Genomic DNA, 23,407 nt, shown 5'->3' on the forward strand with positions numbered 1-23,407 from the left:
TTCCGCTGTACTTGCCAAGGCCGGGCACCCTGCCCCTTCACGCTGCCAGATCGTGCATGCTCAGCCGGGAAAGATGCGCGCCATCTCCTGGTCGAACCTGTCCCAGGTCATTGTTGCACGGTTGCCGGCAAATCCGTGATAGTAGGATTTCCCGTTGGATGTTGGCAGCCCGGCCCAAATTCCGGCCAGATTGTTCATGAATTTCTCGCGTCCAATCTTCCCCATGCCAAAGGTGTGCAGCCCGGCCTCGACCAGCAGGACATCGGCCAGCCGATCCTGCAACCGGGGCGAAAATACCTGCTGCAGGTCGGTGCCGGTCTTGATTACCAACCGTTTGAGGGTCACGGGAATAAACTGGTAACGCCCGATTGCATGCGGCTGTCCAGGAGTGTCGGAAATCCACTGGTAGATCTCTGCCAGCGTCATCTCGGTCGGGCGCGCGGGCGGAAGACGTTTGGCGCCATGCTGGACTGCGTTATAACCCTGATGACGGGATTCGGCCTGGCCGATGAGGTGCCTGATACGCTCGGCCACGCTCGCATCCGGGCCCAGCAGGAACGGTGTATCCTTGGCAACTGTCCGATCGGGCCACGGGGCGAACAAACTGCCACCCGCTTGCCCCGCAAACAGACTTGCAACCCGGCGCGGCTCTTGTGTCTGCGACTCCGTCGGTGCTGATGCCGGGATCAGGGCGCGCCGATCCTGAAGAAAGGTGTTCGTGTCAAAGAGCGAGACAATCTCGGCCTGCGCGACAAACGGCACCAACAGCGACCAAAACGTAGCCATAACCAAAGCAAATCTTCTGACAATCATCCAAACCTCTTCCGTCGGCGCGGCGTTGTCTGGACATTGACCGGTTCCTGTTGAGATTTCGTTTCAAAGTCATCAGGCTTTTCGCTTTTGAACCCCAGGTCAGGCTCAAACGAAAAAGGGCCGCCCCGAAGGGCAGCCCTTTAAAAAATTCGTTGTGTGTCAGATCACGCTTCGTCTTCGAGCGCTTCCACGGCCTTCTGCAGATCGTCCTTGGAGACCTCTTTCTCAGTCACCTTGGCCTGCTCGACGATGAAATCGATGACCTTGTCTTCAAAGATCGGTGCGCGCAGCTGCTGCTGCATCTGCTGGTTCTGACGCACAAAATCAAAGAACTGCCGTTCCTGACCCGGGTACTGACGTGCCTGGTTCATGATCGCCTGGGTCATCTCGGCGTCGGATACTTCGACCTTGGCCTGCTGGCCCAGCTCGGCCAGAAGCAGGCCAAGACGCACGCGACGAACCGCAAGGCTCATGTGTTCATCAGTCGGCGTGATATCACCGTGGTCGTGGCCATGATCGTCCGGGTTCTCTTCGTGATAAAGCTGATGTGCGATCTGCTTGGCCTCGGCATCGACAAGGCTTGGGGGCAGATCAAAGCTTACCAGACCATCAAGAGAATCTAGCAGGGAGCGTTTCATCACAGCGCGGGCTGCCCCGGTATATTCGGCTTCCAGACGCTCGGTGATCTGGGTCTTGAGTGCGGCAAGATCTTCGGCGCCGAACTTCTTGGCCAGCTCATCGTTGATTTCGGCAGCGACGGGTTCTTTAACGGCCTTGATGGTGCATTCAAAAGTTGCAGCCTTGCCCGCAAGATTCGGCGCGCCGTATTCTTCGGGGAACGACACTTCGACGGTCTTTTCGTCGCCTGTCGAAACACCGACCAGCTGCTCTTCGAAACCGGGAATGAACGAGCCTGACCCGAGCACCAGCGGATAATCTTCAGCGGAGCCGCCATCAAACGCTTCGCCATCAACCTTGCCGACGAAGTCAAAAGTGACCTGATCGCCGTCCTCGGCCTTGGCACCCGCGTCGCGGTCTTTGAAATCCTGCGCGGTCTCGGCAAGATTCGCCAGAGCTTCTTCCACCGACGCGTCATCCGCCTTGGCGACCAGCTTTTCCACCGTCACGACGGACAGATCCAGCTCGGGGATCGTCGGGAGAGCCTCGTAGGACATCTCTACCTTGACGTCTTCGCCCTCTTTCCAGTCGTCATTGGTCATCTTGACTTCGGGCTGCATCGCCGGGCGGTCGCCCGAGGATTCAAAGTGGCTCGACATCGCGCCGTCAATGCTTTCCTGCATCGCTTCGCCCAGTAGACGCTGGCCATACTGCTTGCGCAGCAGTGGCATCGGGACCTTGCCCTTGCGAAAGCCCTTCATCTCGATGTCAGGCTGTGCCTCGACAAGCTTTTCCACAACCTTCGAGTCCAGCTCGGCGGCTGTCACGGTGATCGCGTAACCGCGCTTCAGACCTTCGTTCAGCGTCTCGGTGACCTGCATGCAATACCCCATAGTTCAGTGCGAGGCCGCTGCCCCGATGTGTTCATATTTCGGGGTCTTCTATGCGCCGCAGGCCAAGCGTGCAAGGCGAATTCGTCCATTGCCCCGCGCTACGACGCCGGATCGGCACCATAGGAGGAGCGCAGCCGCCTCGGCGCGCCGATAAGCTGAGCCTAAAGGCTATAAAGCCGCACTGCGTAGTTCATCATCCTCAGCAAATCTTCGGACTGGATCGACACCTTGCTCAGAGCCTTGTGTCCAATCACACCGCCGGATGCGACGCCCACCAGAATCGGTTTGAGCTCGGCCCAATGCTCCGCCACCACAGCCAGCTGGCTGGCGATCACCTGCCTTGGCGGCGCCTTGATGCCCCTGGATTCGTCCCCCCGGATGAGCCCGGTTAGTGCATCGTCAAACTGTTCAATCGTCTTTGAAGCGCGGCGCGATCAGCGTCCTTAGAAACCCCAAGGTGCACCATGCACAGCTCTTTCACCGCCTTCTGCGACAGCATGCGCTGCGCACCGGTGATGTTGATCGTGCTGGCAAGCAAAGGATCCATCGTCTTGCTGCTGTATACCTTTTCAAAATGGGTCACAGCGTCATTGGCGACCACCAAGAGCGGCAGATTTCCTTCATAGATTTTGGCAAACTCTGCATCGGACATGTCTTTGTCTGTGCCGGTCATGGCTGCGGCGGCAAAGGGTTCCCAGATCAGCGAAACGTCGTTCAGCCTGGCGAGGATTTCCGGGTCTCTCTCGGACGACATACCGCAGCTGACATTGCCGTGAGCAACCTGGTGCAAGGTCTCAGAGAACCGTTCAATTGTGCGGGCAGCCATGTCACGATGAGCATTCTTATGGATGCCCGCACGGGCCATGCACAAAGCCTTTGACATGCGTTGAGAGAGCATGCGCTGACGGCCAGCAAGGTCAATTTTTTGTGCGCCCTGGACAGGGGGCGTACCCATTGCGGCCCAGACCGGACGATCCACCATAAGGACCAGAGTCGTTACCACGATCAGGATAAATTTCATTGTCGCCCGCATGCCCAGCTGTTTGAATGCCAAGCGTGCGCCCGTAGTGCTAAAAATTTCTTACCGGCTGTCTGAACGCATTCGGTATTCTGCCGTGAAGCGGCGAAATTCGGCGGATTTTACAGCGGGCCTAAAAGCTGGGGGTACAGCGACGCCGCCCCCCCCAGCTCATAGGTGCCAGGCTCCAAATTTGACGAAAATCCGAAATCTTCAGCGCGTATCTGCCTTTGGTGATGTGACCGTGCCCCCATGGCGTCGAAGCTACAGGGTAAGTCTACCAATGTTTCACAAAGGAGGACCGTCATATCGGGGCTGCCTCCAGTGGGGCTCAATCTGGCAAAGAATGTGTAGCAAGTTCATGAAATCGGCGGCGCAGGTCGCGCGGTGGTGTGCAGGAAACTGGGGCGCGCGGAGGTACTGGAATTCTTCAGCCAGTTGCCAACTTGTGTCGGCGTATTCAGAGAAAAAGCGCTAGGCCTTCGCACATCGGCTATGCGGCCGAGCCTGCACCGAATTCGGGACGAAAAGATATCACTAGGGGCACCGAAATCCCGCCGAACTCTATATGGCCCATAGCTTTTCCACGGAGCTCAGCTCTGGGAGATATCTGAAATGCGCTGAACCTTCGGCCTGTGTACAAGCGCCCCGACGAAAAATCGTCGGGGCGCTCTGTATCAGGAACTCCGGAATACGCCGCGTGCTGATGGAGCGGCGCATTCTGTTTAAGCGGTGCGGACTAGTTCAGACGGCTGACCACAATTGTCACTTCCGGCTTTTTGCCGATTTCGGACATTGCCGACTGACGCGCCACACGCTTGAGGCCCTCTTCCAGCTTGTCATCGTCGCGGATCGTCTTGACACCGCTGCGACCAAGGAACTGGCTCAGATCCTCTTCGAGTATATCGACCAGCGGCACACGGCTCTTGCCCTGCTCGGGCAGGCCCATGATGTCGCACCACGGATCACCCAAGGGTTTGTTGTCCTCATCGATGATCACGGTCACTGTCACATGGCCGTTCAGCGCCATACGAATACGGTCGCGCACGACGCCGTCCATGGCCCCGATCTGCACGGACCCGTCGATATAGGTCCGCCCCGTCTCGACGTATTCCACCACAGTCGGTTCATTGCCCGACAGGTCGATCATCATGCCATTGATGGCAAGAACGCCCCTGCGGCCCTTGGCTTGGGCCAGCTTCACATGCTCGCGCAGGTGACGGTGTTCGCCATGCATCGGAATCACGATCTGTGGTTTGACCACATCGTGCATCGCTTCAAGGTCAGGCCGGTTGGCGTGGCCCGAAACGTGGAAATGCCCGTTGCTGTCATCGACCACATCCACACCCAGTTCAGAAAACTGGTTCATGATGCGGATCACACCCTTTTCGTTTCCGGGGATGGTTTTTGAACTGAAGAGGAACAGATCCCCCTCTTTCATCGTGATCCCCTGATACTTGCCACGTGCCAGCTGGGCCGACGCCGCGCGGCGTTCGCCCTGCGATCCGGTGACCAGCAGCATCACGCTCTCGCGCGGCAGGGACAGAGCGTCCTCGGGCGATACCACCTTGGGAAATCCCTTAAGGACGCCGGTTTCCGTCGCCGCCTCGATCATCCGGCGCATGGCGCGGCCCAGCAGAACGATGGAACGCCCCGCCCGATCGCCTGCCTCGGCCAGGGTTTTCACGCGGGCGACGTTGGATGCAAAGGTCGTCGCAACCACCATACCCTTGGCACCGGCCACGAGCTTTTCAATCTCGGGTCCGACGGTCACTTCGGAACGGCCCGCATGGGGGCTGAAGATGTTGGTGGAATCGCAGATCAGCGCCTTGACGCCGTCCTTGGACACCTCCGCCCACAGCGCCGGATCATAGGCTTCTCCCACGATGGGGGTCTCGTCCAGCTTGAAATCGCCCGTGTGGATGAGCCGACCCTGAGGCGTGTCGATCACCAGTGCCGAGGATTCCGGGATGGAGTGCGAGATCGGCAAGAACCCCACCTTGAACGGACCTGCCGTGGTGGTTTCGGGCCAGGGTGACACCACCTTGACCGTTTGGTCGGAATGGCCATGCTCGGCCATCTTGTGGCGCGCGATATTGGCCGTAAACGCACGCGTATAGATCGGCGCGCCAAGCTGTTCCCAGAAATGCCCGATGGCACCGACATGATCCTCGTGCGCGTGGGTGATGAATATCGCATCCAGGCGGTCGCGCCGTTCCTTCAGCCATGTGATGTCCGGCAGAATCAGATCGACACCCGGAGTGCCGTCCATATCCGGAAAGGTAACGCCAAGGTCGACAAGGATCAGGCGTTCCTGATCCGGTTTGCCATAGCCGTAGACATAGGCGTTCATGCCGATCTCCCCGGCTCCGCCGAGTGGGAGGTAGATGATACGCTCAGTGCTCATGAATTATCCTTTGGTCTTGTTGTAATTGTAGATCACGGTCAGCCCGTGCATCGTCAGGTCATCTTTGAAGTCGTCAAACAGCTCTTCGGTCTGTTGGAACAAAGGCGCAAGGCCCCCGGTCGAAATAATCTTCATCGGCACGCCCCGTTCGGCCTTGATCCGGGCGCAGATCTCTTTCACCAGACCCACATACCCCCAGAAGATGCCCGATTGCATGCAGGCCACGGTGTTCGTGCCGATGACGTTCTGCGGCTTTGAGATATCCACATGCGGCAGCGCCGCGGCCGCCTGATGCAGCGCCAGCAGCGACAGGTTTACGCCCGGGGCGATCACGCCCCCCTCATAGGCGCCGTCGCTGGCCACCACATCGAATGTTGTCGCCGTCCCAAAATCCACCACGATCAGATCGCCGCCGTAAAGGTCGAAACCGCCAACCGTGTTCACCAGCCGGTCCGGCCCCACCTGTGTGCCCGCATCCACCCGAACCGCCACTGGCAACGCGCATTCCGGTTTGCCCACCACAATCGGCCGCGTGTTGAAATAGCGGTCAGACAGCACCCGCAGATTGTAAACCACCCGGGGCACGGTGGAGGAAACGATCACATCGGTTATCACCGCGTCGATCTTCTGAAACGCCATCAGCGTACTTAGCCAGACATAGTATTGATCCGCAGTGCGCGAATGGTCCGTAGCGGTACGCCAGGTCGCGACAAAGCGCAGCCCGTCCCAGATCGAAAACACGGTGTTGGTATTGCCGCAGTCGATGGCCAGAAGCATGCCCATGCCTTTCAGAAAAACACATCCGCCGCGGCGATGCGCTCGCGGCCCTTGGGGGTGGTCAGTACCAGATGCCCGGTGGCGTCTACGGTTTCGAACACGCCCGTGACCTCGGTTGTTCCAGTGCGCGCCGTCACAGTCTCGCCCAGTCTCGCGGCGCGCTGCAGCCATGCCTCGCGTACCGGGGCAAAGCCATAGGTCACGAACATCAGTTCGATCCTGGCGTAACACTCAGCGAGGATATCAAGAAAGGCCTCGGGGGCAATGGCCACACCCGTCGCGGACATCAGCGACACCGGCGGAACCGCTCCCGGCTCGACCTCCTGCGCCGTGGGTGCGCGCTCGAGGTTCACCCCGATCCCGATGGCAAGATGCTGTACCCCCTGCCGCACCCCAAGGGATTCGAGCAGGATGCCGGCAACCTTGCCGCCGTTCAGCAGAACATCGTTGGGCCATTTGAGAGACAGCCCCTCCGTCCGCCCCGTGGCCATCACAAACGCCTCGTGCAAAGCCAGCGCCGCCACGAAAGAACGCAACGCCACAACCTCGGGTGTCTCCGTCGGGCGCATGACCAGCGTCGCTGCGAAATTCCCGGCTGGCATCGCCCAGGGCCGCCCGCGCCGCCCCCGCGCCGCCGTCTGATGCAGGGCCAGAATCCACGTCGGACCACTCAGGGTTGGTGCCAGACGCGCGGCTTCGGCATTGGTGCTGTCGATTTCGGCCAGCACACGGCGTTCGTATCCCTCAGGCCAGCCCACGCGCAGCCCCCCGTTTCATCTGTCCATGCAAATTCACGCCGAGGGTGCCTCCCCGAAGGGGCGTAAAACGAAAAAGCGACGCGCCATACGGCGCGTCACAATTTTCCAAATGCCCGAGGTCTGCTTTAGTTGACAAGCGTCGCCGCCGCCGCTGCCGCGGCACCTTCGATCCCGAACAGGTTCACAACCCCGGCGACCATCACAAAGGCCGACGCCATCAGAAACCCCCAGAGCATCGGCGATCCGCCCGAATCCAGACCTTCGTCCGTCTCGTCGCCGAAATACATGTAGAACACGATGCGCAGATAATAGAACGCCCCGATGACCGAGGCGACAACCCCCGCAACGGCCAGCCAGGCGAACCCGGCATCATAGGCCGCGCGCAGGACGTAAAGCTTGCCGAAAAAGCCGACCAGCGGGGGCACGCCAGCGAGCGAGAACAGAAGCACCAGCATGGCCAGCGCACGGCCCGGTTCCTTTTTCGAATACATGTTCAGCGATGCGATATCCGTCACCGGCTGCCCGTCCCGTTCCATCGACAGGATAAAGGCAAAGGTACCGACGTTCATGGTCACGTAGATCGTCATGTAGATCAGCATCGCCTGCACGCCCAGTTCCGTGCCGGCCGCCAGCCCCATCAGCGCAAAACCCATATGGGCAATCGAAGAATAGGCCATCAGTCGCTTGATGTTGCGCTGTCCGATGGCGGCAAAGGCCCCCAGAAACATCGACAGTACCGAAATCAAAGCGACCACCTGGCCCCATTCGCCAACCGCCCCGCCAAAGGCATCGTGCAGCATCCGCGCAAACAGTCCCATCGCCGCGACCTTGGGGGCTGTGGCGAAAAACGCCGTCACCGGTGTTGGCGCGCCCTCATAGACGTCCGGAGTCCACATGTGGAACGGCACCGCCGACACCTTGAACGCGAGCCCCGAGATCAGGAACACCAGACCGAACAGCAGACCCACGGACAATTCGCCCGCCTTGACCGTCTGGATAATACCGGAAAACAGCGTCGTCCCGGCAAAGCCATAGGTCAGCGAGGCGCCATAAAGCAGCAACCCCGAGCTAAGCGCGCCCAGAACAAAATACTTCAGTCCGGCTTCGGTCGATTTGACGCTGTCGCGACGCAGCGACGCGACCACGTAAAGCGCCAGCGACTGAAGTTCCAGCCCCATGTACAGCGACATGAGATCCCCGGCGGAAACCATCATCATCATGCCCACAACGCTTAGCGTCACAAGCACAGGATATTCGAACCGCAGCAATCCGCGACGCGTCATATAGTCTTGGCTCATCAGCAGGATAGCGGCCGCCGAGAGCAGGATCACCACCTTGGAAAACCGCGAAAAGGCGTCGTCGACGTACAGCCCGTTAAAGGCCACGTGCGTGCCGCCCTGCCCGCTTGCCCCGATCCAGATCGCCAGAGCGATGAACAGGCCCGATGTAGCCCAGACCAGCATCGGCGCCAGCTTGTCCTTTTCGGTATAGACCGCGCCCACCAGTGCCAGCATGGCAAACACCGACAGCAGGATCTCGGGGAGAATGACGTTCAGATCAGCCTGGATCATGATCAGCGTTCCTTAGTGTTCTGCCGCGGCGGCGGCATTGCCGGCAACCTGCGTGGCGGATTTCGCCTCGGCTCGGGCCGTATCGTAATTGCTTACCAGCGCCTCGACGCTCGGACCGATGCGGTCAAGGATCGGGGCCGGATAGACCCCCATCCAGATCGTCATCACCACAAGCGGCGCAAAGATTGCCTTTTCGCGGGTGGTCATGTCGGTGATGGTGCGCAGGGATTCCTTGATCAGGTCGCCCATCACAACACGGCGATAGAGCCACAGCGCATAGGCCGCCGACAGGATGACCCCCGAAGTCGCAATCGCCGCAACCCATGTGTTGGTCTGAAAGATCCCCATCAGCGTCAGGAATTCACCGACGAACCCAGAGGTGCCCGGCAGACCGACGTTGGCCATGGTGAAGAACATGAAGATCATCGCATAGGCGGGCATCCGGTTCACGAGCCCGCCATAGGCGTCAATCTCACGGGTGTGCATCCGGTCATAGATTACGCCGACACAAAGGAACAGCGCGCCCGAAATGAACCCGTGGCTGAGCATCTGGAAAATCGCCCCGTCGATACCCTGCTGGTTGCCCGCAAAGATACCCATCGTCACGTATCCCATGTGCGCGACCGATGAATAGGCGATGAGCTTCTTCATATCCTCCTGCACCAGCGCGATAAGGCTGGTGTAGACGATGGCAATCGCCGACATCCACAGCACCAGCGGCGTCAGCACCTCGGATCCCACCGGGAACATCGGCAGTGAAAAGCGCAGGAAGCCGTAGCCACCCATCTTGAGCAGGATCGACGCCAGAACCACCGAACCGGCGGTCGGGGCCTGAACGTGGGCATCGGGCAGCCAGGTGTGCACAGGCCACATCGGCATCTTGACCGCGAAGCTGGCAAAGAACGCCAGGAACATCATCGTCTGCAACCCGCCCACAACCGGAATACCAAGGATCGAGATTGTCGCGTACGAGAATTCGTGAGTCATCAGCGTGGGGATGTCGGTGGTTCCCGCGTTGGTGGCCATCGCCACCATCGCCACCAGCATCAGAACCGATCCGAGGAACGTATAGAGGAAAAACTTGAAGCTAGCGTAGATCCGGTTCGCCCCGCCCCAGATGCCGATGATCAGGAACATCGGGATCAGGCCGGCCTCGAAAAACAGGTAGAACAGCACAAGGTCCAGCGCCATGAACACGCCGAGCATCAGCGTTTCCAGCAACAGGAAAGCGATCATGTATTCCTTGACGCGGCTGCTCACATTCCAGCTTGCCGCGATGACCAGCGGCATGATGAAGGTCGTGAGCATCACGAACAGCACCGAAATGCCATCGACCCCCATCTTGTACTGCAAGCCCAACAACCAGTCGGCGCTTTCCACCATCTGAAAGCCGGTGTTGCTGCTGTCGAACTGCGCCAGGATGAACAGCGAGATCAGGAAAGTGGCCGAGGTCGCGATCAGCGACAGCCACTTTGCATTACGGTCCGCCAACTTGTCCCCGCCGCGCAAAAACAGCGCGAGGATCAATGCGGCAATCGCCGGCAGGAAGGTCACAATGGAAAGAAGGTTGTCCATTATTCGACTCCCACGAAGGTCATCCATGTGACAAGGACCGCGATCCCGACCACCATGGCAAAGGCATAAGTAAAGACGTAGCCGTTCTGCGCCCGCCCGGCGAGCCGGGTGATATACGGCACAAAGCCAAGCGCAATCCCGTTGATCGACCCGTCGATGACATTGCCATCGCCGCGTTTCCACAGGAACCGGCCAATGGCCTTGGCCGAGCGGATGAAGAGGAAGTCATAGATCTCGTCAAAGTACCACTTGTTCAGCAGGAACAGGTAAAGCGGACGCTGGCTTTCGGCCAGACGACGCGGCAGTGACGGGTTCACGATATAGAACAGGTAGGCGACGCCAAAGCCGATCACCATAGCGATGAACGGGCTCACCTTGACCCAGCCCGGCGCATGATGCGCATCGTCGATCACGGTGTTATCCGGACCCATGAATATCGCGCCCTGCGGTGCCATCCCGCCCGCCATAGCATGCAAGCCCTCGGCGGCAGCAGCGTGATCGGTGACGGCAACTTCGCCATGCGAAACGGTGGCCGCTTCGGCGTGACCTTCGTCAGTCGCGGGTGCAGCTTCAGTGTGGGCCGCGTCAGCAGTTTCGGCGCCGTGGCCCTCTTCTGCTTCGGCGTGATGCGCCGGAATCCCGAAGAAACGGTTCATCGTATCGTGGTCGCCAAAGAAGCTGTTGTACCAAAGCATGCCCGAAAAGATCGCGCCAAGGCCCAGCACACCCAGCGGGATCAGCATGACCATTGGCGATTCATGCGCGTGTTCGTGCGTATGCTTGTCGCCGCGCGCCTCGCCAAAGAAGGTCAGGAACATCAACCGCCAGGAATAGAAGGATGTGAACAGCGCCGCGATGACCAGCATCCAGAAGGCATAACCGCCTTGCGTTCCAGCCCAGGCGCTCTCGATCACGGCATCCTTGGACAGGAAGCCGGCAAAACCGATGTGGGTCAGCGGGATGCCGACGCCGGTGATCGCCAGCGTGCCGATCATCATCGCCCAGAAGGTAAACGGGATCCTCTTGCGCAAATTCCCATAGTTCCGCATGTCCTGCTCGTGGTGCATCGCATGGATCACCGAACCGGCCCCCAGAAACAGCATCGCCTTGAAGAAGGCATGCGTCAGCAGGTGGAACATCGCCACGCCATAGACACCGACACCGGCGGCCACGAACATATAGCCAAGCTGCGAACAGGTCGAATAGGCGATGACACGCTTGATATCGTTCTGCACCAGACCGACCGTCGCGGCAAAGAACGCCGTTGTCGCCCCCATAAAGGTGATAAACGCTGTCGCCTCGGGCGCATATTCCATCAGCGGTGACATGCGGCAGACAAGGAACACGCCCGCCGTGACCATCGTCGCCGCGTGGATCAGGGCCGACACCGGCGTCGGGCCTTCCATTGCGTCCGGCAGCCAGGTGTGCAGGAACAGTTGCGCCGACTTGCCCATCGCACCGATGAACAGCAGGACCGCAATCAGGTTTGCCGCGTTCCATTCACTCCACAGAAAGCTCAACTGTGTCTCCGCAAGGCCCGGAGAAGCGGCGAAGACGTCGTCAAAGTTGATGCTGTCCGCCAGATAGAACAGCCCGAATATCCCCAGCGCAAAACCAAAGTCGCCAACGCGGTTGACCACAAACGCCTTCATCGCCGCAGCATTGGCCGATGGCTTGCGATAATAGAACCCAATCAGCAGATAGGATGCGACCCCGACGCCTTCCCAGCCAAAGAACATCTGGACGAGGTTATCCGAAGTCACCAGCATCAGCATCGCGAAGGTGAAGAACGACAGATAGGCAAAGAAACGCGGCTTGTAGACTTCGCCCTCTTTCCACTGCGGGTCGTGGTCCATGTAGCCAAAGCTATAAAGGTGCACCAAGGCGGAAACTGTCGTGATGACGATCAGCATGATGGCAGTCAGGCGGTCCATGCGGATCGCCCAATCCGTGCTCAGCGTGCCGGATTCAATCCAGCGAAAGATCTCGACCTTGTAAAGCGCGCCGTCGAACGTCAGGAAGATGATCCAGGAAAACGCGCAGGCCATGAACAGCAGGCCGGTCGTGACCCACATGGCCCCGCGCTCGCCAATCAGACGCCAGCCGAAACCGGCAATGAGCGACCCGAACAGAGGCGCAAAGAGGATGAGCGATTCCATTGGGTCAGCCTTTCATCACGTTGATGTCTTCCACGGCGATGGTGCCGCGGTTGCGGAAGAAACAGACCAGAATGGCCAGGCCAATCGCCGCCTCGGCCGCCGCAACGGTCAGCACGAACAGGGTAAAGACCTGCCCGACGAGGTCGTTCATAAAGGATGAAAAGGCAACGAAGTTGATGTTCACCGCCAGCAGCATCAATTCGATGCTCATCAGCAGGATGATCACGTTTTTCCGGTTCAGGAAAAGTCCGAAGATGCCGATGACGAACAGCGTCGCCGCGACCGTCAGATAATGTTCAAGTCCGATCATCATGTCCCTCCGGGCTGTGCCCGTCTTTTATACCGTCTCGCCGCGGGTGGCCCCGCGATCAATCTTCTATTGCCCGATCACAGCCCCTGCCCGGGCTTCACGTCACGCAACTCCATCGCCTTGGCCGGATCACGCATCATCTGGGCGATGACATCCTGCCGCTTGACGTCGACACGGTGGCGCAGCGTCAGAACGATAGCCCCGATCATCGCGACCAGCAGGATCAGACCGGACAGTTGGAACAGCAGGAAATACTGGTCATACAGCACCAGCCCCAGCGCCTTGGTATTTTCGGTATCTGCCATGATCTCCTGCGCACGCAGCCCTTCGGCGGCGTCCGAGGCCTGCCAGGCGCCAAAGGCGATGGCGAACTGCATCAGGATGATGACCGCGAAAAGCAGCGCGAGAGGCATGTATTTCGCCATCTCGGCCTTCAACTCGGCAAAGTCCACGTCGAGCATCATGACTACAAACAGGAACAGCACAGCTACCGCACCCACATAGACGATGACCAGCAACATCGCGACGAATTCCGCGCCCAGCAGCACGAATAGACCGGCCGAGCTGAGAAAGGCGAGAATGAGCCAAAGTACCGAGTGCACGGGATTTCGGCTGACAACGGTGAACAATCCACCTGCTATCGTGCTGGTTGCAAAGAGGTAGAAGGCAAAGACGCTCATGTCTCATCATCCTTTTTGTCTTCCATGACCGCACGCGCCAACTCCATGGCGCGGGTCATGGCCGGAATACCGGCGAACATCGACATTTGCGCGATGGTCTCGGCGATTTCGTCTTTGGTAGCCCCGGCTTCGAGCGCGTGGCGCACGGTCATGCGGACCTGTGTATCGGCCTGCGCGCCCTGCATGGTGAGCCCGGCCAGGGTCAGCAACAGACGCGTCTTGGCATCAAGCCCTTCCTTGCTGATACCCTTGCCGAAACTCATCTCCATGAATTCCTTGGGCATCGTCGGCCAGAGCTTCTCAAAGCCCTTGGGATCGAAAGAGGTCATCGCCGGATTGAAAGCTTTCGCCATCTCCTGCGCCTGTTCCATCATCAACTCGAATGGGGTCTTGCCACTCATGCGCGGCGCCCCCCAAGACTTTTGTGAAAAGTCTTGGCAAAAGTTTTCTGAAAACTTTTGGGTACCTGTGTCATCTGTAGGGTGCATCCATTTCGAGGTTGCGGGCAATTTCCGATTCCCAGCGATCCCCGTTCTCCAGCAGCTTGGCCTTGTCGTAGAACAGCTCTTCGCGTGTCTCGGTCGCGAACTCGAAATTCGGTCCCTCGACAATGGCATCAACCGGGCAGGCCTCCTGACAGAAACCGCAGTAGATGCATTTTGTCATGTCGATGTCATACCGTGTCGTACGACGCGAGCCGTCATCGCGGGGCTCTGCGTCAATGGTGATCGCCTGCGCCGGACAGATCGCCTCGCACAACTTGCAGGCGATGCAGCGTTCTTCGCCATTCGGATAGCGGCGCAGCGCATGCTCTCCGCGGAAACGCGGGCTGAGCGGCCCTTTCTCATGCGGATAGTTCAGCGTCGCCTTGGGGGCAAAAAAGTATTTCAGCCCAAGCTTCATGCCGACCCAGAAATCCTGCAGCAGGAAATATTTGGCGGCGCGGGTGTAATCCATTTGAGCCATATCAGCCTCCCACCGTCCAGCGGGCATAAAGCCCCCAGAACCATCCGAATTTTGCCGCAAACGCCACGAAGACCACCCAGACGAGGCTGAACGGCAGGAACACCTTCCACCCCAGCCGCATCAGCTGATCATAGCGGTAACGCGGCGTGATCGCCTTGACCATCGCGAACAGGAAGAAGAAGAACGCCATCTTTGCGACCATCCACAGCGCCCCGTCCGGCAGCCCCGGGATCGGCGACAGCCAACCGCCAAAGAACAGCAGCGAGGTCAGCGCGCACATCAGGAAGATGGCGATGTATTCCCCGGCCATGAACAGCAGGAACGGAGTAGACGAATATTCCACCTGATACCCGGCAACCAGTTCGGATTCCGCTTCAGGAAGGTCAAAGGGCGGGCGGTTGGTTTCGGCCAGACACGAGATGAAGAACAGGAAGACCATCGGGAAATGCGGCAGCCAGTACCAGTTGAAGAACCCGAACGACCCATCCTGTGCCCGCACGATATCGCCAAAGTTCAGCGATCCCGTGGAAATGATGATGCCAATGATGATCAGGCCCAGCGACACCTCATAGGAAATCATCTGTGCAGCCGAGCGGAGCGAACCAAGGAACGGGTATTTCGAGTTCGATGCCCAGCCCCCCATGATCACGCCGTAGACTTCAAGCGAGGACACGGCGAAGACGAACAGAACCGCCACGTTGATGTCCGAAAGGACCCATCCATCGCTGAACGGGATCACCGCCCAGGCCACCATGGCCAGCACGAAGGATGTCAACGGCGCCAGCATGAACACCGGCTTGTCGGCGCCCGCAGGAACGACCACCTCTTTGACCACATATTTCAGCGCATCGGCCACCGACTGCAGCAATCCAAAGGTGCCGACCACATTCGGCCCCCGGCGCATCTGCACCGCGGCCCAGATCTTGCGGTCGCCATAGACCAGGAACAGCAGGGAAATCATCACGAAGCCCAGAACAGCAAGGCACTGCGCTATAATGATGACGGCGATCCCGCCGGTAGTGGTAAAGAAATCAGCCATCAGGTCCTCACACCATCGGTATTCCGTTTTCCGCGTGGTCGAATGCTGATGACGCTGGCATCATCCACCTTCGATCCCCGAGGCAGCGCTGGCGAGACGGTGTAAACCGCATCTGCACGCCAGAGACCACCCTTTTCGTCGACATTTGTGCGCAAATGCCGCGCGAAACCGTTTCTTTGTTTCAGACCATACTGCGCCGCAGCGCTGTCTGCATAGCCTGCATAATCACAAGGCCCACTGGCCGGAGGCCTTCCTGCTGGAAATGCCCCCATTTCTGCATCCCGGGGCCGCGTCACATCCATGCCAAACGCCGACCAAAGGGCAGCAGCCTTGCCGCATGCCACTTCAGTCGTCAGTGCGCAGGTCGTGCTCACCACCACCGTCACTCCGCTGCGAGGGGCGCTTCTTTGCGTGCCTTCGCGTTCGCGCTCAGTTCGGCCATCAACTGGCTTGCCCGCGTAATCGGGTTTGTCAGGTAGAAATCCTTGACCGCATTGCGGAATGCCTGTTCCCCGAGCGCCCCCGTTTCAGGCAGCTGCCAGTCGTTCTCGGGCACAGAATCGATAGCCGCAAGATGCGGCACATCGGCAATCAGCATCTTGCGCAGCTCGGCCATGGAATCAAACGGCAGTTGTTGGCCCAGCTCGGCGCTCAACGCGCGCAAGATAGCCCAGTTTTCTTTCGCTTCGCCCGGGGCAAAGCCCGCGCGCAGGGCCAGTTGCGGACGGCCCTCGGTGTTCACGAACAGCCCCTGCTCTTCGGTATAGGCGGCACCCGGCAGGATGATATCCGCACGATGCGCGCCCCGGTCGCCATGGCTTCCCTGATAGATCACGAAAGGCCCGGCAGGAATGTCGCCTTCGTCCGCGCCCAGGTTGTAAATCACCTCGGCCCCGTCCAGCGCAGCAGTCAGGCCGCCTTCGGTCACCGCACCGATATCCATCGCGCCGACCCGACCCGCCGCCGTGTGCAGCACCAGGAATTTCGATCCTGTCGCCTCGGCCAGTTGCATCGCTGCCGCCAGTACCGACGCACCGTCTTCGCGGGCAAGGGCACCCTGCCCGATGATGATGATCGACGCGTCTTCGGCCACCGCGCCGTGGTCGCGGTGCAGAAGTTCGGTGATCATCGCAGGGCCAGTGCCCAGATGTTCGTAGTCATAGGTCAGATCGACGGCCTCACCGATGAGGCCAACATTGGCGCCATGGCTCCAGGCCTTGCGGATGCGCGCATTCAGCACCGGTGCCTCGACCGCCGGGTTGGTGCCGATCAGCATCACCGCCTTGGCCGTATCGATGTCTTCGATGGTTGCAGTACCGACATATCCGGACCGGTTTCCGGCGGGCAGCTTGGCACCGTCGGTGCGGCACTCGACTGTACCGCCCAGCGATTCGATCAGCGTTTTCAACGCAAAGGCCGCCTCAACCGGAACAAGATCACCGATCAGACCGGCGACCTTCTTGCCCTGCATCGCCGCCGCAGCCTTCGTCAGCGCCTCGGGCCAGGTTGCAGGCCGCAGCTTGCCGTTCTCGCGTACGTAGGGTTTGTCCAGACGCTGGCGGCGCAGGCCGTCCCAGACGAACCGGGTCTTGTCCGAAATCCATTCCTCGTTCACGCCGTCATGGTTGCGCGGCAGGATGCGCATCACTTCGCGCCCCTTGGTATCAACGCGGATGTTGCTGCCAAGCGCATCCATGACATCGATGCTTTCGGTCTTGCTCAGCTCCCACGGACGGGCAGTAAAGGCGTAGGGTTTGCTCACCAGCGCGCCCACCGGGCACAGGTCGATGATGTTGCCCTGCAGGTTGGAATCCAGCGTTTCACCCAGATACGAGGTGATTTCGGAATCCTCACCACGTCCGGTCTGGCCCATCTGCGAAATCCCCGCCACCTCGGTGGTGAATCGCACGCAGCGCGTACAGGAAATGCAGCGCGTCATATGCGTCTCGACCAGCGGGCCGAGGTTCAGATCCGTCGATGCACGCTTTGGTTCACGAAAGCGCGAAAAATCAACGCCATAGGCCATCGCCTGATCCTGAAGATCACACTCCCCGCCCTGATCGCAGATCGGGCAGTCAAGCGGGTGGTTGATCAGCAGGAACTCCATCACCCCCTCGCGGGCCTTCTTGACCATGGGACTGTTGGTCTTGACGACCGGCGGTTCGCCATCCTTGCCGGGGCGCAGATCACGCACCTGCATGGCGCAGCTTGCGGCAGGCTTGGGCGGACCGCCCACAACTTCGACAAGACACATGCGGCAGTTCCCGGCGATGCTCAGCCGTTCGTGGTAGCAGAAACGCGGAACCTCGATCCCGGCCACTTCACAGGCCTGAATCAGCGTCATCGCGCCGTCTACTTCCACATCCTTGCCGTCAATGTTGATCTTGCGGAGGTCTGACATCGTCTCACCTTGCTTTCAGAAGGGTGCCTATGGCGGACCCCTTTGCGATTTCCTGTTTGCCCAGCCTGCAATAGCCGGACTTGTCCCCGAGTGTCACTCCATTGGCTTTCAGATAAGCCTCGCCGCGCGCGCGCATGCGGGCCTTTTCGGCCTTGGAGGTCACGTAATCCTCAATCTCTTCAGCACTGTAACCCAGTGCGCGGGCCTCGGACTTCAGCGATTGAAGCCGCATAAGGGCGGTCAGCATTCGCGCTTCGATATCGTCGCACGTGTTTCGTATCTCATCCGCGATCCCCACGGCGAGCAGCCCGTCGTCCACCACGGGCACATCGCGCAGCGGCGGTTTGGCAGTAACCGCAGTGGCCGTCAGGCCGACGGCGAGCGTCAGGATCAATGACATGCGCATCTCTCTTCTCCTTGCATGGGTCGAAGGGCAGCAGTGCTGCCCCCTTTCCCCGCAAAGATGGGATCGTGCCGCATTGCTATGCAATAGCCCCGCGTACAAGCCTTTGTTATCAGACATGTTTCAAGCATCAACGCAGGATCCTGTAAAGGTCAGCGTATTCCCGTCGATGCGCAACTGATCGGCTGGCGTCTCTGGGCCGACGATCCAGACGATGTCGCTGGTCCCGTAGTACCGGATGCAGTGCTTGATACCCTCATGCCGTGCCGCCGCGATCGCGCCGGCCAGGCCCTGCGCGGTTACCGGCTGCACCGTCACGGTGAAATCCTTGCGGTTGCTGCGCTCCGCGCGGGCCTTGGCTTTGTAGACGACTCCATCAAATGCCACGCCCTTGTTCCGGGAGCAGGCCGTCGTGGTCATCGCCATCGCCAGAAGGCTCAGCAAAAGGATCGTCCGCATGCGCGTTACTCCGCCGCTATGTTGCATTGATGGATTCTCCACCGCTGCGCCTCTTTAAGCCAGCCCCAACCAAAGGCCGCGTCCGTATCGCCCTGCGCCTCTCGCAAGGCCAGTTTCTCAAGCGCCTCGTCCAACGTGGGACGGTGCCCCGCAGGCACCCACCACATGACGAAATGCATCTTGCCCAGCACCTCGAACCACTCGGCACGCCGTTCATAGAACTGACGGTGCACCGTGTCCCAGACGAATTTCTCCAGGGTTTCGACCGATTCCCAGACCGTCAGATTGCTCACGAACTGCGGATCGCCTTCCACCTTGGATTCGGTATTTCCAGTCCCGGGTTCGCCCGAACCTTCCATCATCCAGACAAACCCCGGCATCCTCTTGCCCATACCATTGACCCGGTCAAGCGCACCCATGAATTCAGCCACGCGCGGATCGTCCGTCGGGGCCAGAAGGCGCCCGATGTTCAGTTCGGCCAGATGATACGCCGCAGGGCTTGTCACTGCGGCACTCTTTCGGCGAACTCACCGCACCAATCATAGGTGCGGGTCACAGGCCAAACCGCCGAATTCAAGACGGTGCCGGCATCATTTCTTTCAAGCTCGGGCGGATTCCGGCGGCAAAACCCGGCGTCCTCAAGGCTTCCGGTGTCCCAGTAGATACATTCGTTACACTTCATCACGTACTCCGATTCAAAATAATTACCTGACATTGTTCACTCTGCCGCAATAGTTACCTGACGTGGACTACGTTTGTGTTTAATTCGATCCTCAATTTCGTCACGAAAGTTTCGTATCAGCCCCTGAATGGGCCAGGCCGCAGCGTCACCAAGGGCACAAATCGTATGCCCCTCGACCTGCTTGGTCACGTCCAGAAGCATGTCGATCTCTTCGACTTCGGCATCTCCGGTCACAAGACGGTCCATCACCCGCATCATCCAGCCCGTGCCTTCACGGCAGGGCGTACACTGGCCACAGCTTTCGTGCTTGTAGAACTTCGACAGACGCCAGATCGCCTTGATGATGTCGGTGGACTGATCCATCACAATGATCGCCGCCGTCCCCAGACCCGACCGCTGCTCACGCAGATAGTCGAAATCCATGATCGCTTCTTTCATGTGTTCACCGCGGATGCAGGGCACCGACGATCCGCCCGGAATGACCGCCTTGAGGTTGTCCCAGCCGCCCCGGATTCCGCCGCAATGCTTGTCGATCAACTCTTCGAAGGTGATCGACATCGCCTCTTCGACCACACAGGGGTTGTTCACATGGCCGCTGATCGCAAACAGCTTGGTGCCTGCGTTATTCGGGCGGCCAAAGGAGGAAAACCACTCGGGCCCACGCCGCAGGATTGTCGGCACCACGGCAATGGATTCGACGTTGTTCACCGTTGTCGGGCAGCCATAAAGGCCCGAACCCGCCGGGAACGGTGGCTTCATGCGCGGCATGCCCTTCTTGCCCTCAAGGCTTTCGAGCAGGGCAGTTTCCTCGCCGCAGATATAGGCACCGGCCCCATGGTGCACGTAAATGTCGAAATCATAACCCGACCCGCAGGCATTCACCCCGACCAGACCGGCATCATAGGCCTCGTCGATCGCGCGCTGCAGCGCCTCTTTCTCGCGGATGTATTCACCCCGGATATAGATATAGCAGGCGTTTGCCTGCATCGCGAAAGACGCGATCAGGCAACCCTCGACCAGCGTGTGCGGATCATGACGCATGATCTCGCGATCCTTGCAGGTGCCCGGCTCGGATTCATCGGCGTTGACCACCAGATAGCTCGGCCGCCCGTCGGATTCCTTGGGCATGAAGGACCACTTCAGACCGGTCGGAAAACCCGCCCCGCCCCGGCCGCGCAGGCCGGATTTCTTCATCTGGTCGATGATCCAGTCACGCCCGTTGTCCAGAATACCCTTGGTGCCATCCCAGTGGCCACGTGCCTGCGCGCCCCTAAGCGTGCGGTCATGCATTCCGTAGATATTGGTAAAGATCCGGTCCTGATCCTGCAGCATCGCTTAGTCCTTATTCTTCTGGCGCATGCGCCAGAGTCCATAAATCATCCATATGCCCGTTCCAAACCCGGCAAGTGCGGCCAGATCGAAAAACGCGCGGGTGCGCTGGCTCCAGTCCAGCGCCGCCCCTAGGCCGGTCACGATGACCCAGGCAAGTCCGACACCGGCAATCACCAGCGCAACGATGCGCCCCTGCCGTTGAAAGTCCTCGTCCTGCGTCATCCTCTTCCCCAACCCTTCAGTAAACGTCAACCTTGGCGGTGCGCTCCGATAATTCAGTCTCGTTGCCCGCCGCCAATATCTTTGCCTGTACCACCCATTCATCCCGGCTCACGCGGCCCTTGAACCCCTCAAGGTTCTGATCAACCCAGGCCACCTCGGTCGCAGTCCAGCCCGCAATCTGGTCAAAGTGATAGACCCCCATGCTGTAGCAAAGTTCTTGCAGCTTGGGACCTATCCCCTTGATCTTGCTCAGGTCGTCGGCTTTGCCGTTGCGCGCGGCCTCCAGCGTCGCAGGCTTGGCCCCCTCGCCCGGCTCCGCCGCAGCATTACCCTCGTATTTCCAGCTGCCCTTGCGCGCCGCCAGTTCGTCCTGCCCGGCCAGCACCTTTGACGGCTTGACCTCTGCGCCGGGTTTCCCACCCGCAGGCACGACCGCAGACACAGTAGTCACAACCGGCTCGGATTTTACCGTCGGCGCGTTTACCTGTGTCTCAGCTACCTGTGTCTCTGCGGAACTCCGCTCCGGCAGACAGAACAGGTTGGAAAACAAAAGACCAAACGCGCCGGTCGTCGCCAGCCCCAGAAAGATTGAGCCCGCCCAGGACACATTCCCGACCACCAGAAGCAATACCATGAACAGAAAACCGATGCCGCCCGCCACTGCGAGGCAGCCTGTTGCGCAACTTATGTCCCTGTTCTGTATTCGCATTTTCGGTCTCCCTGTCGGCGTTTTCGGCTGCTATGTCTCTTCCACGTCACCCTTTTTAACACGAGAAGCAAATTCAGTCTCGCCCCCGGACGCAAGGGTGCCCGCCTGCGCGACCCAGTCGTCACGCGTGACCCGCCCCTTGAACCCTTCAAGGTTCTGGTCGACCCAGGCAATCTCCGCCGCGCTCCAACCGGCAATCTGGTCGAAATGATAAAAACCCATCCCGTTCAGCATCACTTCAAGCTTGGGACCGACGCCCTTGATCAGCTTGAGGTTATCCGGCCCGCCCTCGCGCGCGGCGCTCAGGCTCTCGGGCTTCTGGCCGTCGCTTGCACCCTCGCTTACGGGCGTGGATTCCGCCGCCTTGGCCGGTTCATCCGTGCGCGGACGCCCCGTGCTTTCGGCCGGGGCCGCACGTCTGTCGATGCCGGTTTCATCAATCGGAGCATCCCCCGCCAGAACCGGGCCCGACCCATCGGGAATGGCATCGCCCGTCTTGTCGGAACGATCCTGCCAAGGCGCGGTCAGCGGCACTTCGGTGCCATCGATGCGCTTGATCGTGTCGCCGATGTCGACCGCAAACTGCACACTGGCATTATACTGCGCGCGGTCCTTGGCGTATTCGGTCAGGCTGGTAAGGCCGGATTTCGGCTCGGCGGCATAACGCCCGTTCTGCGGACCCGGCAGCGGAACCCGACCCGCCGCCATTTCGTCCAGAATTTCTGCCAGACGTCCGGTCGTCAGATCCTCGTAGTAATCCTTGCCAATCTGGGCCATCGGCGCATTGGCGCAGGCACCAAGGCATTCGACCTCTTCCCAGGTGAACTTGCCATCGGCCGACAGCGTATGCGGCTTGGCGGCGATCTTTTCCTTGCAGACCGCAACCAGATCCTCGGCCCCGCAAATCATGCAGGACGTCGTGCCACATACCTGAATATTTGCAACAGAACCAACAGGTTGCAGCTGAAACATAAAGTAGAACGACGCCACTTCCAGCGCCCGCATATAGGCCATGCCCAGCATATCGGCGATCGTTTCAATCGCCGGACGGGTCAGCCAGCCCTCCTGCTCCTGCGCGCGCCACAGCAGCGGAATGATCGCGCTGGCCTGACGGCCCTCGGGATACTTGGTGATCTGCGCTTGGGCCCAGGCAAGGTTGTCCGGGGTAAAGGCAAAAGCCGCGGGTTGCTCTTTATGAAGACGTCTCAGCATATCATTTCCTATTGCGTCAGCACGCAGACGACGGGGATGTTGGGCACCTCCCGGTCGGGGTTTTGTCCATTCACTTCGGCCATCAGAACCACATTGCGGATGCCCGACAGAGCCGTCGTATCAGCCAGAAAACAAAGGTACATTTCTGCACCCTGCTTCATCCCGAACGACGCATTACCAGCGGCGCTGGTCGCAAAGGGTTCAAAGCCGCGCGCCGCAAGGTCGGAGACAAAGACATAATCCGCACGGCCTATGTCCCGTTGCCCCTGAGTCTGCCCACCGATCGCCTCTGCCAGTCCACTATGCGCCCAGCTGCTCTGCGCCTCGGTCGTTTGTGCCGCAGCACTTTCGGCCCACAGCCCCTGCGCCGCCAGCGCCATAACGCCGACAGCCATCAGGGAAC

General features: G+C 59.7%; 24 protein-coding genes. All 24 read right to left on the reverse strand.

The genetic code is table 11. The annotated features are described in order from the left end of the window. Positions 1 to 60 precede the first annotated feature (60 nt). Positions 61 to 786 carry a lysozyme family protein gene (locus CHB75_RS06740; RefSeq protein ID WP_245840751.1) on the reverse strand — a complete coding sequence of 242 codons (726 nt, stop codon included), beginning with the start codon at positions 784 to 786 and terminating at the stop codon, positions 61 to 63. A gap of 191 nt (positions 787 to 977) precedes the next feature. After that, on the reverse strand, positions 978 to 2,312 hold the full coding sequence (gene tig, locus CHB75_RS06745) for a trigger factor (RefSeq protein WP_089269766.1): 1,335 nt from the start codon (positions 2,310 to 2,312) through the stop codon (positions 978 to 980). Positions 2,313 to 2,485: 173 nt separating this feature from the next. Further along, complete coding sequence (locus CHB75_RS21280; RefSeq protein WP_176439072.1) at positions 2,486 to 2,659, reverse strand: hypothetical protein; 174 nt, start codon at positions 2,657 to 2,659, stop codon at positions 2,486 to 2,488. A gap of 53 nt (positions 2,660 to 2,712) precedes the next feature. Further along, entirely contained in the window at positions 2,713 to 3,378 is a 666-nt protein-coding gene (locus CHB75_RS06750; RefSeq protein ID WP_089269767.1) for a type IV pili methyl-accepting chemotaxis transducer N-terminal domain-containing protein, read from the reverse strand. A 703-nt stretch (positions 3,379 to 4,081) separates the two neighbouring features. Continuing rightward, complete coding sequence (locus CHB75_RS06755) at positions 4,082 to 5,749, reverse strand: ribonuclease J (protein ID WP_089269768.1); 1,668 nt, start codon at positions 5,747 to 5,749, stop codon at positions 4,082 to 4,084. A 3-nt stretch (positions 5,750 to 5,752) separates the two neighbouring features. Further along, complete coding sequence (locus CHB75_RS06760) at positions 5,753 to 6,526, reverse strand: type III pantothenate kinase (protein WP_089269769.1); 774 nt, start codon at positions 6,524 to 6,526, stop codon at positions 5,753 to 5,755. A gap of 11 nt (positions 6,527 to 6,537) precedes the next feature. Then, the gene (locus CHB75_RS06765) at positions 6,538 to 7,284 is read right to left on the reverse strand and encodes a biotin--[acetyl-CoA-carboxylase] ligase (RefSeq protein WP_089269770.1); all 747 of its coding nucleotides are present in this window, start codon (positions 7,282 to 7,284) and stop codon (positions 6,538 to 6,540) included. Between the two features lie 125 nt (positions 7,285 to 7,409). Continuing rightward, entirely contained in the window at positions 7,410 to 8,855 is a 1,446-nt protein-coding gene (nuoN, locus tag CHB75_RS06770) for an NADH-quinone oxidoreductase subunit NuoN (protein ID WP_089269771.1), read from the reverse strand. 12 nt (positions 8,856 to 8,867) lie between these two features. After that, entirely contained in the window at positions 8,868 to 10,430 is a 1,563-nt protein-coding gene (locus tag CHB75_RS06775; RefSeq protein WP_089269772.1) for an NADH-quinone oxidoreductase subunit M, read from the reverse strand. Then, entirely contained in the window at positions 10,430 to 12,589 is a 2,160-nt protein-coding gene (nuoL, locus tag CHB75_RS06780) for an NADH-quinone oxidoreductase subunit L (protein WP_089269773.1), read from the reverse strand. Before nuoL ends, CHB75_RS06775 begins: the two co-directional genes overlap by 1 nt. Before the next feature lie 4 nt (positions 12,590 to 12,593). Then, positions 12,594 to 12,899, reverse strand: a complete 306-nt coding sequence (gene nuoK / locus CHB75_RS06785) for an NADH-quinone oxidoreductase subunit NuoK (protein ID WP_089269833.1) — start codon at positions 12,897 to 12,899, stop codon at positions 12,594 to 12,596. Between the two features lie 77 nt (positions 12,900 to 12,976). Beyond that, positions 12,977 to 13,579: an NADH-quinone oxidoreductase subunit J gene (locus CHB75_RS06790; protein ID WP_089269774.1), complete on the reverse strand. Its 603-nt coding sequence runs from the start codon at positions 13,577 to 13,579 to the stop codon at positions 12,977 to 12,979. Beyond that, complete coding sequence (locus tag CHB75_RS06795; protein WP_089269775.1) at positions 13,576 to 13,980, reverse strand: carboxymuconolactone decarboxylase family protein; 405 nt, start codon at positions 13,978 to 13,980, stop codon at positions 13,576 to 13,578. Before CHB75_RS06795 ends, CHB75_RS06790 begins: the two co-directional genes overlap by 4 nt. Before the next feature lie 70 nt (positions 13,981 to 14,050). Then, positions 14,051 to 14,545, reverse strand: coding sequence for an NADH-quinone oxidoreductase subunit NuoI (gene nuoI / locus CHB75_RS06800; RefSeq protein ID WP_089269776.1), 495 nt, complete (start codon positions 14,543 to 14,545; stop codon positions 14,051 to 14,053). Between the two features lies 1 nt (position 14,546). Continuing rightward, entirely contained in the window at positions 14,547 to 15,584 is a 1,038-nt protein-coding gene (gene nuoH, locus CHB75_RS06805) for an NADH-quinone oxidoreductase subunit NuoH (protein WP_089269777.1), read from the reverse strand. Positions 15,585 to 15,966: 382 nt separating this feature from the next. After that, positions 15,967 to 17,985, reverse strand: a complete 2,019-nt coding sequence (nuoG, locus tag CHB75_RS06815) for an NADH-quinone oxidoreductase subunit NuoG (RefSeq protein WP_089269778.1) — start codon at positions 17,983 to 17,985, stop codon at positions 15,967 to 15,969. A 4-nt stretch (positions 17,986 to 17,989) separates the two neighbouring features. Further along, entirely contained in the window at positions 17,990 to 18,391 is a 402-nt protein-coding gene (locus CHB75_RS06820; protein ID WP_089269779.1) for a DUF5333 domain-containing protein, read from the reverse strand. A gap of 120 nt (positions 18,392 to 18,511) precedes the next feature. Beyond that, positions 18,512 to 18,847, reverse strand: coding sequence for a hypothetical protein (locus CHB75_RS06825; RefSeq protein ID WP_245840753.1), 336 nt, complete (start codon positions 18,845 to 18,847; stop codon positions 18,512 to 18,514). 5 nt (positions 18,848 to 18,852) lie between these two features. Continuing rightward, positions 18,853 to 19,353: a DUF3291 domain-containing protein gene (locus tag CHB75_RS06830; RefSeq protein WP_089269781.1), complete on the reverse strand. Its 501-nt coding sequence runs from the start codon at positions 19,351 to 19,353 to the stop codon at positions 18,853 to 18,855. A gap of 212 nt (positions 19,354 to 19,565) precedes the next feature. Continuing rightward, positions 19,566 to 20,861: an NADH-quinone oxidoreductase subunit NuoF gene (nuoF, locus tag CHB75_RS06840; RefSeq protein WP_089269783.1), complete on the reverse strand. Its 1,296-nt coding sequence runs from the start codon at positions 20,859 to 20,861 to the stop codon at positions 19,566 to 19,568. A gap of 3 nt (positions 20,862 to 20,864) precedes the next feature. After that, positions 20,865 to 21,083 (reverse strand): DUF5337 domain-containing protein, encoded by a 219-nt coding sequence (locus CHB75_RS06845; RefSeq protein WP_089269784.1) that lies wholly within the window; start codon positions 21,081 to 21,083, stop codon positions 20,865 to 20,867. A 16-nt stretch (positions 21,084 to 21,099) separates the two neighbouring features. Further along, positions 21,100 to 21,792 carry an NADH-quinone oxidoreductase subunit E gene (locus CHB75_RS06850; protein ID WP_089269785.1) on the reverse strand — a complete coding sequence of 231 codons (693 nt, stop codon included), beginning with the start codon at positions 21,790 to 21,792 and terminating at the stop codon, positions 21,100 to 21,102. 30 nt (positions 21,793 to 21,822) lie between these two features. Beyond that, positions 21,823 to 23,004: an NADH-quinone oxidoreductase subunit E gene (locus CHB75_RS06855; RefSeq protein WP_089269786.1), complete on the reverse strand. Its 1,182-nt coding sequence runs from the start codon at positions 23,002 to 23,004 to the stop codon at positions 21,823 to 21,825. Between the two features lie 8 nt (positions 23,005 to 23,012). Beyond that, a complete protein-coding gene (locus CHB75_RS06860) occupies positions 23,013 to 23,399 on the reverse strand; it encodes a hypothetical protein (protein WP_089269787.1) in 387 nt (128 codons plus the stop codon). Positions 23,400 to 23,407 lie beyond the last annotated feature (8 nt).

The organism is Puniceibacterium sediminis (assembly GCF_900188035.1).
Taxonomy (GTDB): Bacteria; Pseudomonadota; Alphaproteobacteria; order Rhodobacterales; family Rhodobacteraceae; genus Puniceibacterium; species Puniceibacterium sediminis.